Annotated in this window: 13 protein-coding genes; 6 read left to right on the top strand and 7 right to left on the bottom strand. The window is 60.6% G+C overall.

The window, feature by feature from the left end; translation table 11 throughout:
* Window positions 1–33 precede the first annotated feature (33 nt).
* Both PR018_RS15155 and PR018_RS15150 read right to left on the bottom strand, forming a co-directional pair.
* Window positions 34–819: an SDR family NAD(P)-dependent oxidoreductase gene (locus PR018_RS15155; RefSeq protein ID WP_142828765.1), complete on the bottom strand. Its 786-nt coding sequence runs from the start codon at window positions 817–819 to the stop codon at window positions 34–36.
* Window positions 819–1550, bottom strand: coding sequence for a FadR/GntR family transcriptional regulator (locus PR018_RS15150; protein WP_142824580.1), 732 nt, complete (start codon window positions 1548–1550; stop codon window positions 819–821). The genes PR018_RS15155 and PR018_RS15150 overlap by 1 nt, the downstream gene beginning before the upstream one ends.
* A 124-nt stretch (window positions 1551–1674) precedes the next feature.
* Here PR018_RS15150 and uxuA point away from each other — a divergent pair, with 124 nt between their 5' ends.
* The 3 genes from uxuA to PR018_RS15135 all read left to right on the top strand — a co-directional run bounded on the left by uxuA (window position 1675) and on the right by PR018_RS15135 (window position 5473).
* Window positions 1675–2871, top strand: a complete 1197-nt coding sequence (gene uxuA / locus PR018_RS15145) for a mannonate dehydratase (protein ID WP_142824581.1) — start codon at window positions 1675–1677, stop codon at window positions 2869–2871.
* A gap of 206 nt (window positions 2872–3077) precedes the next feature.
* Window positions 3078–4904 carry an IlvD/Edd family dehydratase gene (locus PR018_RS15140; protein WP_142824582.1) on the top strand — a complete coding sequence of 609 codons (1827 nt, stop codon included), beginning with the start codon at window positions 3078–3080 and terminating at the stop codon, window positions 4902–4904.
* A gap of 110 nt (window positions 4905–5014) precedes the next feature.
* Window positions 5015–5473, top strand: a complete 459-nt coding sequence (locus PR018_RS15135; protein ID WP_142824583.1) for a hypothetical protein — start codon at window positions 5015–5017, stop codon at window positions 5471–5473.
* A 73-nt stretch (window positions 5474–5546) separates the two neighbouring features.
* Here the strand turns inward: PR018_RS15135 and putA are convergent, their stop codons facing one another.
* Window positions 5547–9239: a trifunctional transcriptional regulator/proline dehydrogenase/L-glutamate gamma-semialdehyde dehydrogenase gene (putA, locus tag PR018_RS15130; protein WP_244615199.1), complete on the bottom strand. Its 3693-nt coding sequence runs from the start codon at window positions 9237–9239 to the stop codon at window positions 5547–5549.
* 131 nt (window positions 9240–9370) lie between these two features.
* On the opposite strand from putA, the gene PR018_RS15125 reads away from it, so the two are divergent.
* Window positions 9371–9841 carry an Lrp/AsnC family transcriptional regulator gene (locus PR018_RS15125; RefSeq protein ID WP_142824585.1) on the top strand — a complete coding sequence of 157 codons (471 nt, stop codon included), beginning with the start codon at window positions 9371–9373 and terminating at the stop codon, window positions 9839–9841.
* Between the two features lie 15 nt (window positions 9842–9856).
* Here the strand turns inward: PR018_RS15125 and PR018_RS15120 are convergent, their stop codons facing one another.
* From PR018_RS15120 to PR018_RS15110, 3 genes are all read right to left on the bottom strand, one after another.
* A complete protein-coding gene (locus PR018_RS15120) occupies window positions 9857–10420 on the bottom strand; it encodes a HutD/Ves family protein (protein WP_142824586.1) in 564 nt (187 codons plus the stop codon).
* A 52-nt stretch (window positions 10421–10472) separates the two neighbouring features.
* Entirely contained in the window at window positions 10473–11186 is a 714-nt protein-coding gene (locus tag PR018_RS15115; RefSeq protein WP_142824587.1) for a histidine utilization transcriptional repressor HutC, read from the bottom strand.
* Window positions 11187–11492: 306 nt separating this feature from the next.
* Window positions 11493–12212, bottom strand: coding sequence for a GntR family transcriptional regulator (locus PR018_RS15110; protein ID WP_142824588.1), 720 nt, complete (start codon window positions 12210–12212; stop codon window positions 11493–11495).
* Between the two features lie 315 nt (window positions 12213–12527).
* Here PR018_RS15110 and PR018_RS15105 point away from each other — a divergent pair, with 315 nt between their 5' ends.
* Window positions 12528–13892 carry an LLM class flavin-dependent oxidoreductase gene (locus PR018_RS15105; RefSeq protein WP_142824589.1) on the top strand — a complete coding sequence of 455 codons (1365 nt, stop codon included), beginning with the start codon at window positions 12528–12530 and terminating at the stop codon, window positions 13890–13892.
* A 77-nt stretch (window positions 13893–13969) separates the two neighbouring features.
* Here the strand turns inward: PR018_RS15105 and PR018_RS15100 are convergent, their stop codons facing one another.
* Window positions 13970–15739: a glucan ABC transporter ATP-binding protein/ permease gene (locus PR018_RS15100; protein WP_142824590.1), complete on the bottom strand. Its 1770-nt coding sequence runs from the start codon at window positions 15737–15739 to the stop codon at window positions 13970–13972.
* 353 nt (window positions 15740–16092) lie between these two features.
* On the opposite strand from PR018_RS15100, the gene PR018_RS15095 reads away from it, so the two are divergent.
* Window positions 16093–16833 carry a LuxR family transcriptional regulator gene (locus PR018_RS15095; RefSeq protein WP_142824591.1) on the top strand — a complete coding sequence of 247 codons (741 nt, stop codon included), beginning with the start codon at window positions 16093–16095 and terminating at the stop codon, window positions 16831–16833.
* The last annotated feature ends 32 nt before the right edge of the window (window positions 16834–16865 follow it).

Below are 16865 nucleotides of genomic sequence, written 5' to 3'. Positions count from 1 at the left end.
TGCTGTCATAGTGTGTCTCCGCCTGCCTGATGATTACTTGACGCCGATGCCGGCGGTCAGGCCGCCGTCGATGCGGTGGTCGGAGCCGGTGATGAACGCCGCCTTGTCGGAGGCAAGGAAGGCCGCCAAGGCCGCCACCTCTTCCGGTTCGCCGATACGACCGAGCGGATGGGCTTCGCCGAAGCGACGGAACGCATCGTCTATATCGACATCCGGCCCGCCGAACGTCCGGGCTGCGAGTTCGAGGATGGGCGTGCGCACCGACCCCGGACTGATCGAGACAACGCGGATCCGGTCAGCGGCAAAATCCAGTGCCATGGCGCGCGTCATCGCGTGGATTGCACCCTTGGACGCCACATAGGCGGAGACGCCTTGCTGGCAGGCGTGACCCTGGACGCTGGACAGGTTTACAATCGCCCCGCCGCCGCGTTTGCGCATCTCCGGCACGCCAAACTGCGCGGTGAGGTGGATCGAGCCGACATTCACCGCCATGCAGCGCATGAAGGTCTCGAAGGATGTCTCCGTCGCATCGCCATAGGGGTGAACGGCTGCCGCGTTGACGATGATATCGAGGCCGCCGAAGCGGGATACGGTTTCCGTCACGGCGGTGCCTACCATCTCTGGGATAGAGGCATCTGCGGTGAGGACGATAAGCGACAGCTGTTCGGCGTCTGCCAAGCCTTGCAGCTCGATATTTGCCGCCGCGTCGATCCCGACGGCTGCGACCGCTGCCCCCTCGCGGGCGAGATGCAGGGCCACGGCGCGGCCAATGCCGGTGGTTCCTGTGACGAGCGCTACCTTGTTACTAAACTCTGGCATTATCGGCGTCCTTTACGCGGCATGCTGCGATTGGCGTGCGGCGTCGCTCGCGGCGCCTCGGGAATGAATTGAAGACCGGCGTCGAGATGTCGGTCCATATGGTAGGAAAAGGCGATACGGTTGCGATGGCGCAGGGCGGCAACAATGTCCGCATGCTCGCCGACGACGGCTTCCAGCGTCAGCCGCTGCGATTTGCCGGCCATCATCAGGCGCTGGATGACCGGCCGCAACATGCCGTAGGTTTCCGACAGCGTGCGGTTGCCGGCGGCATCGACCAACAGGGTGTGAAACTGGAAATCGCGCTCGGAGGCCTGCTCGGCGTTTTCGGATGTAAGGATGGTCTGGTTGAGCGCGTCCATTTCATCCAGCATTCCGGGCGTCAGGCGTTGCATGAGCGGGTCGAACAGGTTCATCTCGGTCAGCCGGCGATAGCCCTGGATATCGCGAAAGGCATCGACCGACACATCCATCGCGAATGCGAACAGCCGCTGCATGGCGTGCTGATGCTGGTCGGTGAGAACGGCGCCGATCTTTTGTCGCGATTCGGCGACGCCATAGGCTTTTAGCGTCCGGAATGCTTCGCGCACGGTATTGCGGCTGGAGGCGAACTGCACGGCCAGTTCCGCTTCTCCCGGCAAGATGTCGCCGACGCCCATGCCGCGCTCGCGGATCATCTCGCGGATCTGGCGGACCACGTCGTCGACGGCCGAAGCCCTGCTGCCGTCCTCCATCCTTGTCCCTCACTCCTCGCCGTTAACAAGATTATTATGTTGGGCTTAAAGGCGCAATATGCGATCTCGACTTGTCATTTGAAATATTCTTGCTTTAATTGCCCAACATTACATGGAGGATGACATGCTGGAAAGTTGGCGCTGGTTCGGGCCGGAAGATCCCGTGACCCTATCTCACGCACGGCAGGCGGGCGCACATGGCGTCGTGACGGCGTTACATCACATCTATGACGGTCGCGTCTGGACGCCGGACGATATCGCGGAGCGGATGGCGCTGGTGAAAAAGGCCGGGATGGTCTGGTCGGTCTGCGAATCCATTCCGGTCAACTCCGCTATCAAGCTGCGCAATCAGAACTGGCGGCGTTATGTCGATGCCTGGAAAGAGAGCCTCGCCAATCTCGGCAAAGGTGGCGTTCCCGTCGTCTGCTACAATTTCATGCCGGTCGTTGACTGGACGCGCACGAACCTGCTCTTTCCGACCGAGGCGGGAGGCTTTGCGCTACGCTTCGACATGGTGGATTTTGCCGCTTATGACCTGTTTGTGCTGAAGCGGCGCGGGGCAGAAGACAGCTATGCGGTCGATATCATCGAGGCTGCCCGCCTCCGTCATGAGGCGATGACGGATACTGACATCCTGACGCTCGAGAAGAACATCATTGCCGGCCTGCCGGGTGGAGAGGACAGCCACACCCGCGAAACCATTCGCGGCCAGATTGCTTCCTATGACGACCTTTCCTCGGATGACATGCGCGCCAATCTGGTCGAGTTCCTGCGCGAGGTCGTGCCGGTCGCGGCAGAAAATGGCGTCAGGCTGGCGATCCATCCCGACGATCCGCCGTTTTCACTGTTCGGCCTGCCGCGCGTTGTCTCACAGGCCGAGGATATCCAGACCCTTCTCGATGCCGTCGATGAACCCGCCAACGGCATCACGCTATGCGCCGGCTCCTACGGCTCGCGCGCCGGCAACGATGTGGTCGGCCTCGCATCCCGTTTCGCCGAGCATATTCATTTCGCCCACTTGCGAAACGTCAGCAAGGAAGCAGACGGGTCCTTCGTCGAATCCGAACATCTCGGCGGCGACGTCAACATGGTGTCGCTGATTTCCGTGCTGCGCGGCGAGGAGCGTCGGCGCCTGGCCACCGGGCGCAGCGACTGCGTCATTCCGATGCGTCCCGACCATGGGCATCTGCTGATCGACGACCAGGAGAAAATCGTCAATCCGGGCTATTCCTGCATCGGACGGCTGAAGGGGCTGGCGGAGCTTCGAGGCGTGATTGCAGCGGTCGACCAATTGCAGGGCGCACCGTCCCCCGTGGCCTGATAGAGAGACCGGCGACGGCACCGCTTGCCCGACGGGCGGTGCCGTTTGCGGCCGGTCAACGCCCCGATGTCGTTCACGAAAGCGGGTGGCTCAAGATTGGTGCAATCGGCGATCTGCACTCCGCATAGCCATACGAATTGGCTTATACAATCCACCACGATCCAGTAATCTGGTGGTTGATTCATCGCCAATCGTGGATACCGTCAATGGACAAGAAAACACCCCGTTCCGTTCCGACCCCGTTGCCGGACGACGTGCCGCTGCGCTCGCGCGCCTGGTTCGACAATCCGCAAAATCCGGACATGACGGCCCTCTATCTCGAGCGCTACATGAACTTCGGCCTCAGCCTCGACGAGCTGCAGTCGGGGCGGCCGATTATCGGTATCGCGCAGACTGGCTCGGACCTGTCGCCCTGCAACCGCCACCATCTGGAGCTCGCCAAGCGCGTCCGCGAGGGCATCCGCGACGCCGGCGGCATCGCCATCGAATTTCCGGTCCATCCGATCCAGGAGACCGGCAAGCGGCCGACGGCCGGACTTGATCGCAACCTGTCCTATCTCGGGCTCGTCGAAGTGCTCTATGGCTACCCGCTGGACGGCGTGGTGCTGACAATCGGTTGCGACAAGACGACGCCGGCCTGTCTGATGGCGGCGGCCACGGTCAATATTCCGGCCATCGCGCTCTCCGTCGGCCCGATGCTGAACGGCTGGTTTCGCGGCGAGCGCACGGGCTCCGGCACCATCATCTGGAAGGCACGCGAGCTTCTGGCCAAGGGTGAAATCGACCAGAAGGGGTTCCTGAAGCTCGTTGCTTCCTCGGCGCCGTCGACCGGCTATTGCAACACCATGGGCACGGCGACGACGATGAATTCGCTGGCCGAAGCGCTAGGCATGCAGTTGCCCGTTGCAGCCGCGATCCCGGCCCCCTACCGCGATCGCCAGGAGATCTCCTACGAGACGGGCCTCAGGATCGTTGAGATGGTTCGCGAAGACTTGAAACCGTCGGATATCCTCACCCGTGAAGCCTTCGTCAATGCGATCAAGGTGAATTCTGCCATCGGCGGCTCGACCAATGCGCCGATCCATCTGAACGCGCTCGCCCGGCATATCGGCGTCGCGCTCGATATCGACGACTGGCAGACCCACGGCGAGGATGTTCCCCTGCTGGTCAACCTGCAGCCGGCCGGCGAATATCTGGGCGAGGATTATTATCACGCCGGCGGCGTGCCGGCCGTGATGGGCGAGCTTATCAAGCACGGCCTGCTCGACACCCATGCGATGACCGTGAATGGCCGCACTGTCGGCGAGAACTATTCGAACTCCAGGACAGAAGACGAAAAGGTCATCCGCCCGTTCGAGCGTCCCTTGAAGGAGCGAGCCGGTTTCCGGGTGTTGCGAGGCAATCTGTTCTCATCGGCGATCATGAAAACCAGCGTCATCTCGCCGGAATTCCGAGCGCACTATCTCTCCAATCCCGAAGATCCGGATGCGTTTACCGGCCGGGCGATCGTCTTCGACGGGCCTGAGGATTATCATGCGCGGATCGACGATCCGGCGCTCGCGATCGACCTCAAGAGCATCCTGTTCATGCGCGGTGCCGGTCCCATCGGCTATCCCGGCGCCGCCGAGGTCGTCAACATGCGGGCGCCCGATTATCTGCTGAAGCAGGGTATCAACTCATTGCCCTGCATCGGTGATGGACGCCAGTCCGGCACGTCAGGCTCGCCGTCGATCCTCAATGCCTCACCGGAAGCCGCAGCCGGCGGTACGCTGGCCCTGCTGCGCACCGGTGACATCGTGCGTATCGATCTCAACAAGGGGTCGGCCAATATCCTTGTCGATGATGAGGAACTGGCATCAAGGCGCCGGGCGCTCGAGGCCGCCGGGGGCTATGCCTATCCCGACAGCCAGACGCCGTGGCAGGAAATACAGCGCGCCTATGTCGGTCAGCTGGAAACCGGCGCGGTGCTCGAGCCGGCGGTCAACTACCAGCGTATCGCCCAGACGAAGGGAATTCCGCGGGATAATCACTAAGCCTGCAGCGGGTAGCCATCGCTGTCCAATTTTCATCCGCACAGGCTGTCTTGCCTCGTGGATGACTTGTCGTGCCGAACTCCCAAACCTCTCCCACAAAGGAAACATCCGTGAACAGGTTCAAATTCTCCAGCATGGCGCTCGCCGCCCTGTTGCTTTCCGGTGCTACCGATGCCGCTGATTTTGCGGTCATGCCGTTGAAGGACGGCGATAGTTTCACCGGCTGCCTGGCGCAGAACATAGATGCCGGAGTTGGGCTTCTCGCCGTCGGCGACAAGGTCGTGCTGTTTGCCAATTCGCCCAAGTTCACCATTGCCAAAGGCGATGCGGTGAAAGGTACGTGGTCTGTGGATGGCGGGGCTCCGACGGATTTCTCCTCGACCGCCGATACCGACGCCACCGCCACCATTGACGTGCCGAACACGACCGAGGCCGTCACGGCGTTGACGACGGGCAAGACGCTCGCGGTCAAGGCCAATGCCAGCAGCGTCGAGTTTCCGCTCGAAGGTGTCGAGAAGGCATTCATGGGCCTGACCGAGTGCATGCAGACCCAGAAGGCGCCGGAGTAATTCCGGCCTATCCTGCAAGCCAGACATCGGTGGCCGCCTCGAGCGGCCACTTTTCAAATCGGCGTGCGGCCGGTTAGCCGATCGACATCAGGCTGGCATTGCCGCCGGCGGCTGTCGTGTTGATGCTGGTCGAGACCTCTTCCAGCAGCCAGTGCAGGCAATAGCTGTCGGGTTTGTCTGACAGCTCCAGGCTCGATGCGGCCTGGACAATGATCAGCGGCCCCGGCAGCTGGGCGATCGCGGTATTGGTAGCCCGGATACGCTCAGCCTCGCCTTCGATCAGCGCACCTGCAAACGGCCCCGATGCTGTCCAGTTCGGACTGAAGGAAAACCTGGACGAAACGCTGGCTGGCAAGCCCTCCAGTGCTGCTTCCAACCCGGTCGATGCGTCGATGATGGCGTTGTTACCGGTGGCGAGCACAGCGGATAGCTGCCCATAGAGCCCATCCGCCGTCTCCGGCATCAGCAGGATCGTTCCGCGCGGGTGCAGGGCGTAGAGGTTACGCTCGCCAACCGGGCCGGCAAGTTCCGATATCAGGCCGAGCGCGGACCAAAGGCCGCTCTCGCGGGCAGCGCTGCCGATCGCCTTGGCGTCTTTTCCATCCAGCCATTTGGCGAAATCGAGCAGCGCCGGATCGGTGTGGACAGAGCTGTGCTGCGGGGGCACTGGAGGTGTCGAGACCAAGCGGCCGAGATAGAGCGGACCGCCGGCCTTGGGGCCGGTGCCGGATAGCCCTCTGCCGCCAAACGGCTGCACGCCGACGACAGCGCCGATGATGTTGCGGTTGACATAGAGATTGCCAGCTTTGACGCGGCTTGTCACATGGGCGATGGTTTCGTCCAGTCGCGTGTGCAGGCCAAAAGTCAGGCCGTAGCCTGTGGCGTTGATATCGTCGATCAGCCGGTCGAGATCGTCGCGCCGATAGCGCAGCACGTGCAGTACGGGGCCGAAGACCTCCTGCTTCAGGTCCGACAACTGGCGGAGTTGGATGATCGTCGGCGGAACGAACGTGCCGTTTGCGGTTTCTGCTGTCAGGGCGAGCTGCTCGACGTTGGCGCCGATGTCGCGCATGGCGTCGATATGCTTTTCGATATTGCTTTTTGCTTCGGCCGTGATCACCGGACCGATGTCGACAGCCAGGCTGTCGGTGCGGCCGATGACGAGTTCGTTGAGGGCGCCTTTCAGCATGTCGAGCACGCGGTCAGCCACCTCATCCTGCAGGCAGAGGACGCGCAACGCCGAGCAGCGCTGGCCGGCGCTGTCGAAGGCTGAAGCGATGACGTCGGCGACCACCTGTTCGGCAAGGGCCGAACTGTCGACGATCATGGCGTTCTGACCGCCTGTTTCGGCGATAAAAGGAATTGGCTTGCCATTCTCCGAGAGGCGGTTTGCGAGCTCAGCCTGGATCAGCCGGGCGACATCCGTCGAGCCGGTGAACATGACGCCGGCAATAGCGTCGTCTCCAACCAATGCGGCACCGACCCTGCCATCGCCGGGCAGCAATTGCAGGGCATCTGCCGGAATGCCTGCCTGATGCAGGATACGCACCGCTTCGGCGGCAATGAGCGGCGTCTCTTCGGCAGGCTTTGCCAGCACCGGATTACCCCCCACCAGGGCCGCTGCAATCTGACCGGCAAAAATCGCCAATGGAAAATTCCACGGGCTGATGCAGACAATGGGGCCCAGCGCGTGGTGCGCAAGGCCTAGGGTGCGGTTGGCCTGCTCGGCGTAATACCGCAGGAAATCGATCGCTTCCCGCACTTCACCGATGGCGTTCGGCAGGGATTTGCCGGCCTCGCGCATGATCAGTCCCAAAAGGTCCGGCATCCGCTGCTGCAGCAGGTCGGCGGCGCGTAACAGGCACGCGGCACGTTCGGCCGTTGGCGTGGCGCTCCAGGATGCGGTGGCGGCAGTGGAGAGAGCGACGGCCTGCTTTACGTCCGCGTCGGTCGCCTCTGTGACGGTGCCGACGATGTCGTTGATGTCGGCGGGGTTGCGGACCGGCAAAGCGGGATTGCCGTTGTCGCGCGGCGGAACTGCGGTCCATTCGACTTTCGTGCCTTCGCGCAGCACGCTCGACAATTCGGACAACGTGGTTTCGTCTGAGAGATCGAGCCCGGCGGAGTTGCGACGTTCGCCGTAGAGATCGGCAGGGCGCTTGATCTGCTCATGACGGGCGCCGACTGTTGGCATTGCGCGGACGATTTCGACGGGATCGGCCGTCAGTTCGTCGATGGAAATGGCCGGATCGGCGATTCGGTTGACGAAGGAGGAATTGGCGCCGTTTTCGAGCAGCCGCCGGACGAGGTAGGCGAGCAGTGTTTCATGAGTGCCGACAGGAGCGTAGATGCGGCACGGCCGGTCGAGATTGCTGCTGCCGACGACCTCGTCATAGAGCGGCTCTCCCATGCCATGCAGGCACTGGAACTCATAGTCGCCGACCTTGAAGGCGGATCCGGCCATGGCGTGGATCGTTGCCAGTGTCTGGGCATTATGGGTAGCGAACTGTGGAAACACGCAGTCTTTCGATGCCAGCAGCTTTTTCGCGCAGGCGATATAGGAGACGTCTGTGTAGATCTTGCGGGTATAGACCGGGAAATCAGCAAGACCGTCGACCTGCGCGCGCTTGATTTCGGCATCCCAGTAGGCACCCTTGACGAGACGAACCATGATGCGGTGCTTGGCCCGCTCTGCGAGATCGATGATGAAATCGAGCACAGCGGGGCAGCGTTTGCCATAGGCCTGGACGACGAAGCCCATGCCGTTCCAGCCGGATAGATCGGGATCGAGGCGCAGGGCTTCGAGCAGGTCGAGCGACAGTTCGAGGCGATCGGCCTCCTCCGCGTCAATGTTGAGGCCGATATCGTAGCCTTTTGCAATGAGAGCGAGCTTTTTGACGGCCGGCAGCAGTTCGGTCATGACGCGAGTGCTCTGGGCGCGCGAATAGCGCGGGTGCAGGGCTGACAGCTTTATGGAGATGCCCGGGCCGCTATAAATGCCGCGGCCGGCGGATGCCTTGCCGATGGCATGGATGGCATTCTCGTAGTCGGCAAAATAGCGTTTCGCATCGGCTGCCGTCGTCGCGGCTTCTCCCAGCATGTCGTAGGAATAGCCGAAACCTCTGGCTTCCAGCGCACGCGAGCGGCGCAGCGCCTCGTCGATGGTTTCGCCGGTGACGAACTGCTCGCCCATCATCCGCATGGCCATGTCGACGCCGCGGCGGATAACCGGTTCGCCGGCCCGGGCGATCAGCCGCGTCAGCGCCGCAGACAGGCCGGGATCGTTGACGGTGGACGTCAGCTTGCCGGTGACGACGAGGCCCCAGGTGGCGGCATTGACGAAGAGCGAGCGACCACCGCCGATGTGCGAGCGCCAGTCGCCATTGGCGATCTTGTCGCGGATCAGTGCGTCACGCGTGGCAGTATCCGGAATACGCAGCAGCGCCTCGGCAAGGCACATGAGAGCCACGCCCTCCTGGCTGGAGAGCGAATATTCATGCACCAGGCCCTCGACGCCGGAGCCTTTATGCTTGGCGCGCAGGGCGACGATCAGCTTAGTAGCGGTCTGTCTAGCGGTAGTGCGGATATCTTCGGGCAGAGTTGCCGCTTCCACCAGTCGCGGTACACATTCCATTTCCGGAATGCGATAGGCCGCTGTAATCGCCCGGCGCAGGGGTGTGGGTGGAGAAATGGGTGGGGCGAAATCCGCGAATATCGGCATGCTGCCAGCGGTTTCGACGGTCTTCTCGGGAACGGCTGTCTGCATCGCGGTCATCCCTGCCAAATGCGTGATTTCACGTGAATCGTTTATAGCATTGTGGCCGAAGTCGATCTGCCCTTATAGTCGCCCACGATATTGCAGTTTCTCTGATTATTTGTAATTTTATGGTGAAATCGATGCCTAATGAGACCAGTGGTGGTGAAATTGATCATTTCGACCGAAAAATCATGGATGCGCTTGTCGAAGACGGGCGGATGACCATTACGGACCTGTCGAAAAGGGTAGGTCTTTCCAAAACACCCTGCCAAGTGCGACTGAAACGGCTGATGGAAGACGGCTATATTCTTGGCTTCCATGCCAGGCTCGATCCGCAAAAACTCGGCCTCGATCACATCGCCTTCGCCGAGGTGAAGCTGTCCGATACGCGCGAGAAGGCGCTGGAGGAATTCAACAGCCGGGTCGCGAAGATCAAGGAAGTCGAGGAGTGCCATATGATTGCCGGCCAGTTCGACTATCTGCTGAAGGTCCGTACATCGGACGTCAGGAAATACCGGCAGGTGCTCGGCGAGAAGATTTCAAGTCTGCCGCATGTCGCGAGTACATCGACCTTCGTGGTGATGCAGGCGATCAAAGAGAGCGGCATCTGATGCGCTCGAATTCCCCTAGCCTATGGCGATGAGCAGGCCTTTACCGGATGTCTCGACGACAATATCCGTCATCCTTGCGCCCGAGAGATCCACTGTGTCGTGTTGCAGCAGCGCGATCTCTTGCGAACCTATGCGGAATGCCATCGGCGCCAGCGCAAACAGAAACGAGGTCTGGGACATTGCTTCCGATTGCGGCAGGTCGGAGGCCTCGATCCTTTTGACAGAATGAGCAATACCGCGTCTCGCCATCACATTCAGATCGGCGATCGGGCCATCCCGCAGGCGCCCGGAGGTCACAGTGTCGCCCGGAAAACCATAGGGCGCGGTGTTTTGGTCGAGCATCGCCGGCGCGCGGCCCTCGACCGCAAGCTCAATGGCATCGCCGTGGATAACCGTGAGGATGCGGTCTATCGCCGGAAAGCGTGAGAAAGGACCGTCGGAGGCGACGGTTGCCATGCTGATCCGCCAGTCGAAATCGGCGTTCGGCACAGCCGATGCAAAGACCGCGATTTCCAGCGTTTCCCCGCCGCCGTTTTTCCAGGGCATCCGCTTGTAGTCGCTGAGACGAAGGACGGTCATGCTGACCCCATGGTTCTGTTCATCGGCTAATGTCTATAAGATTGTACGGTGCTCACGCCGTTGCACTCAAGGGGCGGAAGACACCTGCGAACTGATAGCGGTCGCCGGGATGAATGATTTCAGCAAACGTCACGGTGCGGCCGCTCTGCCAGGTCTGGCGGGACAGCACGAGGCAGGGCTCTCCCTTCTGCATATCGAGGGTTTTTGCCGTGCTGCTGTCGGCCGCAACTGCCCGGATGACGTGCCGGGCCTCCGACCATGGGACCTGTTCAAGCAGCCAGCTGCCGGGCGGTTTGGTCTCGAAGGTTTCGAAGCGCGCGCGCGGCACAGTGTCCAGCATGATGACCCGATGCTCGATAGCATGCGGCTTGTGATCAACGATGTGAAGGCAGGTGAGGCGCAACAGTTCCTTGCCGGCCTCCTCGCAGAGTTTCAGGGCCTCCGACGGGCCAAGGCGCTCGATCTTGCTGGACAGGATCCGAAATGTGTAGTCGTGCCCGGCAGTCCGGGCATCCGCGCCGATATCCTGGATTTCCATGACGGTCCGGTCGATCTGCGGCGGTGCGACGAAGGAGCCGGCGCGGCGCTTGCGCAGGATCATGCCGCGGTCGGCAAGTGCCGTAAGCGCCTTGTTGACGGTCATCCGCGAGCAACCGTACTCCCGTTCCAGCTCGTGTTCGAACGGGATGCGCTGGCCCGGCTGCCAGGTGCCGTCCATGATCTTGGTTTCGATGTCGTCGTAAATGCTCTGATGGATGGACTTCAATACAATCCCCGGTCCGCAGTGCAGCGATCGCCATGCGCGACCGATGCTCGTGCCGCTATCGAACGCAAGCGGCGTCACCTCTGTTCGGTTTGTATATGCTTTTGAAAAAAACTCCACATTTTAGCAGAGCTGCGATTTGCCATATCGCTGCCGCGAAAAATCTGCCAAAAGCCACCCGTCCGAAAGGGCAGGGCGCGATCGCTATCAGCTTTAGGGTAGGATCGGGCGGGTAGATTGACGTCTCTCCTGCTGCTGCGAAACGACGTGGCCGTCCCTAAAAGCTTCCCCAATTCAAAGTTTGCCCCATCAACCGATCTTTAGATCGATCGGCTCCTGCAGGTGGCGCGCGACGTAATCCTGTATCTGGCGAACGATCTGGGCGGCGTGATCGATGGCCAGCCTGTCGGCGCGCTCGACATCGCCCGTCTCGATGGCGGCAATCATCTCCTCGTGCTCATCGACATACTGGCGGGGCAGACGATCGTCGAAGGTGGAATAATAGAGCCTGAGGATGCGCCGGCCCTCGTCGAGCAGCCGGGCAAAGAAATTGGTATAGTAGGCATTTCCGCCGAGTTCGGCGATCGCTACGTGAAATTCCCGATTGGCCTCAATCATCGCAAAGGCATCGCGCGCCTCGACGGCAGCGGCGAACTGCTGCTGATGGGCACGGATTTTCGCCATGGCTGCAGGTTTGCCACGCAGCGCAGCCCCACGGGTGGTGACGCGGTACATCAGCGCCAGTGCTTCGAAATATGTCGGCAGCGTTGCAAAATCTATGGTGGCGACGATGGTGTTACGGTTCGGCAGCGTCGTAACAAAGCCATCGGCTGCCAGGCGCAGAAGCGCTTCGCGGATGGGTGTGCGCGACATCTTGAAGCGCTCGGACAATCGTACCTCATCAAGCGGACTGCCGGGAGCCAGCACCATGGCTAGAATTTCACCGCGCAGCGCGGCATAGACGCTCTGCGTGCCGGAACCGCGCACGCGCGTCGTTTCCTCGCTGTCGTCTGTCTCGGTCTTTGCCATCAAGGCCTCGATTTTATGTTCAGGGTCTGGAGCGACATATAGCGGGCAACTGATTGCAATGCCAATTGCGTCCACTGATCATGCGTGATTTCGTTACTGCTGCGGCGTGGCGAGCGGCACTTCGAGAATTTCTCGGTTGCACGAAAACTGGGTCGAATTTTTCACAGGAAGCATGTTGGAGAGAACGCCCCCCTTTGTCGGGGCTGTCATCGACCCTATGATCGCGCAGCGGCGCCATACGGCAGCTGTGTTCGTTACGCGGAGGGATGTCATGGGGTCTGAAATTGTTCAGCAAAAGGGACTGGTGGCTTATCGATGACGACTGGAAAAAAGCATATCGTCCTCAATGCCTTCACCATGAACTCGGTGGGTCATATCAACCATGGCCTGTGGACCCATCCGCGCGACCGGTCCGTCGAGTATAAGACGTTGGACCATTGGACATCGCTCGCCAAGACCCTGGAGCGCGGCCTGTTCGATGGGGTCTTCCTGGCCGATATCCTTGGCGTCTATGACGTCTACGATAGCTCTGTGGACCTGACGCTGCGCGAAGCGATCCAGTTGCCGCTCAACGATCCTTCGCTGCTGATATCCGGCATGGCTGCGGTCACCAGGAATCTGGGGTTCGGGGTGACGGTCAACGTCAATGCCGAGGCGCCCTATCTTTTCGCGCGCCGTATGTCGACGCTCGACCATCTCACCGGCGGGCGGATCGGCTGGAATATCGTCACCGGTTATCTCGACAGCGCTGCGCGGGCGCTCGGCCAGGACGCTCAAGCAGCTCACGACTCACGCTACGACAGCGCGGACGACTACCTCGAGGTACTCTACAAGCTCTGGGAAGGCAGCTGGGCCGACGACGCAGTCCGGGCAGACCGCGAAGCCCGCATCTACGCCGATCCGTCAAAAGTGCATGCCGTCAGCCACGCCGGGCCTTTTTACCAGATGAGCGGCTATCATCTCAGCGAGCCGTCGATCCAGCGGACGCCTGTCATCTACCAGGCAGGGACGTCGGGGCGAGGGCGGCAATTTGCGATCCGTCATGCCGAATGCGTTTTCATCACCGCGACCGACAAGGCGGCTGCACGCAAGACGTCGCGCCTGCTGCGAGAGGAACTGGTGGCAGCCGGGCGACGCGCCAACGACATCAAGATCCTTGTCGGCATCACGGTCGTTGCCGAACGCACATCAAAGGCGGCTCAGGAAAAATATGCGGACTATCTGCGCTATGCCAACCCGGAGGCCGGTCTGGCGCATTTTTCGGCAAGCACCGGCATCGATTTTTCCCGCTATGGGCTGGATGAAAACATTGCCTATGGCGGCCCGTCCAATGCCAGCCAATCTGCGGCGCAGGTTGCCCAGCAACGCGGCTGGACGAGACGGCAGTTGCTCGCTGAAATGACAATTGGCGGACGCTATCCGACCATCGTCGGTGATGGATCGGAGGTTGCCGACGAACTCCAGGACTGGATCGTCGAAGGTGAGATCGACGGCTTCAACCTGACGCGGACGGTGATGCCGGAGAGCTACGAGGATTTCATCGAATACGTGGTGCCGGCGCTGCAGGATCGCGGCATCTACAAGACGGAATACGCGGAAGGATCGTTGCGAAACAGGCTGTTCGGCGAGGGCAACCGCCTTCCATCGCGGCACGCGGGGGCGTCTTTTCGAAGCCTGTAATCAGCAAACCGATATACAAAAAAGGCCGGAAGAAGATCATCCTTCCGGCCTTTTCGATTTTGTATGATGTTAAGCCCTTAGGCGGCTTCGTGGGTGGTGTGTGCCTTGCGGACTTCTTCGTCCGTGAGGATGCCGCTGGCCCGCAGCAGGGCTGCGAAGCGGCCGTTGCTCTTGCTCAGATCGTCGAAGCTGCCATTTTCCACGACCCGGCCATTTTCCAGGAAGAGGACGATATCGGCTTCGCGGACCGTCGAAAGGCGGTGGGCGATGATGAACGTCGTGCGGTTCTGGCGCAGGTTGTCGATGGCCGCCTTGACGCGGTTTTCTGTTTCAACATCCAGCGCGCTGGTGGCTTCGTCGAGGACCAGGATAGGTGCGTCCTTGAGGATGGCGCGGGCGATGGCAATCCGCTGGCGTTCGCCGCCGGAGAGCTTGTTGCCGCGTTCGCCCACCCGGGTGTCGTAGCCGTCGTCGCGTGTCTCGATGAAGTCGGCGGCAGCAGCAGCATTGGCGGCTTCCATGACTTGCTCGATCGTCGCATCTTCACGGCCCAGGCGAATGTTGTCGCTGATCGAGCGGTTCAGCAGACCGGCATCCTGGAAGACCGTCGCAATGCTGCGGCGCAGCGACTTGCGGGTGACCTTGGAGATATCCGTGCCGTCGACGAGGATCTGGCCGACCTGTGGGTCGAAGACGCGCTGGAGCAGGTTGACGAGCGTCGTCTTGCCGGCGCCGGTTGGGCCGACGATTGCAACCGTCTGGCCAGCCTTTACCGTGAAGTTGACGTCGTGCAGGCCCTGCGAGCTTTCGCCACCGAAGCCGAACGAGACGTTGCGGAACTCGACATCACCCTTGACGTCCTTGATCTCGGCCAGGCCTGCTGCTTCTTCACGCTCACGGACGGAGTCTTCCAGGGCGTAGAAGTCGACCAGCTTGGCACGGGCTTCGAAGATCTGCGTGGCGAACATGCGCATCTGGTCGAGACGGCCGATCAAGAGGTTGGCAAAGCCGATGAAGGCAATGACGTCGCCGACGCGCAGGCTACCGGCCTGGACCAGGGTGGTGCCGATGATCAGGATGATCATCATGGCAATGGTCGAGGCCATGCGGTTCAGGGCGCTGGCAAGTGCCCACCAGTCGAGAACAGGATACTGGGCAGCCAGCAGACGGTCGGCAAATGCCTTCAGCGAACGGGTTTCAGCTTCGATGCGGTTGTAGCTGTGCAGCACGGAGACGTTGCTGATCGAGTCGCTGACATGCGAAAATACCGTGTGATAGTGATCTTCGACAGAAGCCTGACCATCCTTGGTGCGGCTCATGACGACACGGCCGATCAGCCAATATGCAACGCCGAGCACGCCGAGCACTGCAGAAAGACGGATGTCCATCGAGATCGCGGTCGGGATGAGCAGAGCCAGTGCGACGACCGTCGACAGGTGGTTGCGCATGAATTCCAGCCACAGGCCGAACAGCGTTTCGCAGGCACGCAGCAGGGTGTGCAGGGCAGCGGACGTGCCGTGCTTGCTGTGCCACGACAGCGGCATGGAAATGATGCGACCAAAAGCTTCGGTCAGCAGCGTGGCGCGGCGGCCGTGCGCCAGGCGGTCGGCTTCACGCGCGACCACCACGAAGGCGATCGTGTTGAATACGGCGAAGGCGCCCCACATGATGAGGATCGGCTGAACCGGTGCCTTGGAAGACATTGCATCGATGATCTTGCCGAACAGGATTGGCTCAACGATGGTGATTGCGGCAAGCACGATGTTTGCGAGCACGACAAAAGAAACGCGGAGCCGGTAGGCGGCAAGATATTGCAAAGCTCTTGCGTAAACTCTTAAAAGCGACACGTCGATACCTCTTGTGCATCTGCGAATTCCGATGTTGTGAGCTTTACGATTTGCTACCTGAACCGGCGATTAACGAATCCTGACAAGGCGTTATCGGCACCATTTTCGTCGCTTTGGACCACTCCGCGACCAGCGATAAACCGGTTCTCCGAGGTCCCTCCATTCGGTCAGTCTTGCTGTTTTGCAGGCCCTCTCGCCCGGCATGACTTACCTTTGATCGATACGCGAAAATTCGCGGGTGACGCCTCCCGCATTTCCTGCAAAAATGAGGGGGTTAATTGCATGGGCTAAGTGTTGTTACCGCGCCTGACGATGGCGGCGCGGCTGCCGCACCCGGGCGCCAGGGGGTATTTGTGAATATTAATTGCCTACTTCAACTGCTGGTTATTTTCGAGGAGTGCCGCACTGTAGAAGCCGTCGTTACCGAACTGGAACGCGTGGTTCATTCTTACAAATTTGCCTATTATGGTTTGCTTAAGCAGCCGAAACCAAGCGCCGATCCCATGAGTCTCGTGCTGGCCGGCAAGTGGCCCGATAAATGGGCGCCGCTCTACATCGCCAAGAAATACGTGCTGATCGACCCAACCGTCCGCTATCTGGCGCGCGCCCAGCGCCCATTTCGCTGGCGAGATACCATTGCCGTATTTCGCGCCGATCCGCATCGCCGGCGGATGGAGCAGATGATGATGGATGCCCGGAATCACGGAATGCTGGACGGCTACATCTTTCCCATCCACGGGCGTAACGGCTTGCTCGGCACGATGACGCTCGGTGGCGACGTTATTGATCTTTCGCCGATCGAGATCAGCCTTTTCAATGCCGTCGCCTCCAATGCCTTCTGGAAAATCCTCGAGTTGCGGAACGAAGCCGAAGCGCTCGAGCGAGGCCTGGAGGTCGATATCCAGATGACGCGGCGGGAAATGGAGATTCTCAACTATCTCGCAGAAGGTCTGACCTCGATGGAGATCAGCAAACTGCTCAAGATCTCCAATCATACTGTCGACTGGTACATGAATGGCATCCAGGACAAGATGAAGGCCAAAAACCGCCAGAACATCGTCGCTTTAGCTTTCCGGTATGGCTTAATCGTCTAATCAAGAAATTTGATTTGCAGGCTCGCGGGGAA

The organism is Rhizobium rhododendri (genome assembly GCF_007000325.2).
Lineage (GTDB): Bacteria > Pseudomonadota > Alphaproteobacteria > Rhizobiales > Rhizobiaceae > Rhizobium > Rhizobium rhododendri.
The sequence above is the reverse complement of the archived record's forward strand: the minus strand, read 5'-3'. Positions and strand labels throughout refer to the sequence as shown.